Source organism: Kitasatospora sp. NPDC101235 (assembly GCF_044767505.1).
In the GTDB taxonomy this organism is placed as follows: Bacteria; Actinomycetota; Actinomycetes; order Streptomycetales; family Streptomycetaceae; genus Kitasatospora.
On the sequence record NZ_JBIWNZ010000084.1, the window covers coordinates 1 to 1,876 of the forward strand.

General features: G+C 67.8%; 1 protein-coding gene. It reads left to right on the forward strand.

Features of this window, described 5'->3' with window-relative positions; all coding sequences use genetic code 11:
* The coding region (locus ACIRRH_RS43885; RefSeq protein ID WP_403079099.1) for a condensation domain-containing protein at nucleotides 1–1,876 on the forward strand (1,876 nt) is incomplete at both ends.

Below are 1,876 nucleotides of genomic sequence, written 5' to 3' on the forward strand. Positions count from 1 at the left end.
CAACGGTTACGGGCCGGTGGAGTCAACCGCGCTGGTCTCGGCGCACCGGATCACCCCGGCCGACCTCGACAACCCGACCGGCATCCCCATCGGCACGCCCCTCACCAACAGCGCCGTCCACATCCTCGACGGCGACCACCCCGCACCCCCCGGCAGCACCGGCGAGATCTGCCTGGCCGGCCACGGCCTCGCCCACGGCTACCTCGACAACCCCGACCTCACCGAGGAGAAGTTCACCACCCTCACCCTCGACGGCCACCCCACCCGCATCTACCGCACCGGCGACCTCGGCCACCGGACCCCCGACCACACCCTCCACTACACCGGCCGCAACGACCGCCAAATCAAAATCCGCGGCCACCGCATCGAACCCGGCGAAGTCGAACAGACCACCAACCGGATCCCCGGCATCCACCGCACCGCCGTCACCCCCATCACCGACACCCTGGGCCGACCCACCGACCTAGCCCTCTACTACGTCACCGACCCCGACCACCCCGTCACCCCCGACACCATCAAAACCACCCTCACCCACGAACTCCCCAACTACCTCCTCCCCCGCCACATCCAACAGCTCCCCACCCTCCCCCTCACCCGCAACGGAAAGATCGACCACAAGGCCCTCGCCACCCACAACCCCACGACCGAGAACACCACACCCGAGAACCCGGAAGACGCCCCCCGCACCACCCTCGACCACATCACCCACGCCTTCGCCCAACTCACCCCCATCACCCCCCAAAACACCGACTCCGACTTCTTCGCCCTCGGCGGAAACAGCCTCGACGCCGCCCGACTCGCCAGCCGCCTCACCCAAACCCTCGACCACCCCGTCCCCGTCTCCCAGATCTACCGCACCCCCACCCCCGCCAGCCTCCACCACTGGCTCACCACCCGGAGCACCGACAACACCGAAGAAGAACTCCCGACCGCCACACCCTCGACCGACATCCCCCTCACCACCGGCCAAGCCAACTTCGCCCACGCCACCCCCACCACCACCTGCCTCCTCACCTGGTGGATCACCGGCCCCCTCAACACCACCGCCCTCACCCAAGCCCTCACCGACCTCCACCACCGCCACCAGACCCTCCACGCCCACTACCACCCCACCAACCCACCCACCGCCACCATCCCCAACCACCCCACCACCCCCGACATCCACGAACTCCCCCCGACCACCGACCCCCACCACGCCCTCACCACCACCAACCACCACCTCCAACAACCCCTCGACCCCACCACCGGCCACAACTGGCGCGCCACCCACACCCGGACCGACCACGACACCCACCTCATCGGCCTCGCCATCCACCACATCGCCTTCGACGGATGGTCGGAATCCGTCCTCATCAACGACCTCAACACCGCCTACCGGGCCCGCCTCGACAACACCCCACCCACCTGGAACAACCCCGCCCCCACCCTCACCCAAATCCACCACGAACAAACAACCCACACCCCCGACCTCACCCCCCAAAAGACCTACTGGCGCAACCAACTCCGCACCCTCCCCAAACTCCGACTCCCCAACACCCCCACCACCCCACTCCCACCCACCGGCCCCACCCACGGCACCCAACACCCCATCCCCCAGGCCCACCTCCACACCTGGAACACCCACGCCCACACCAACCACCACACCCCCTTCGCCTACCACATCGCCGTCTACACCCACGTCCTCCACCACCTCACCAACCAAACCGACATCGGCATCATCACGCCCGTCGCCAAGCGCGGACAGCACCACCTCGACCACACCATCACCAGCCGCATCAACCCCCTCATCCTCCGCACCACCCCCCACCACAACCCCACCCCCACCATCAACCAAGCCCTCGCAAACCAAGACCTCCCCTTCACCGAAACCATCGGC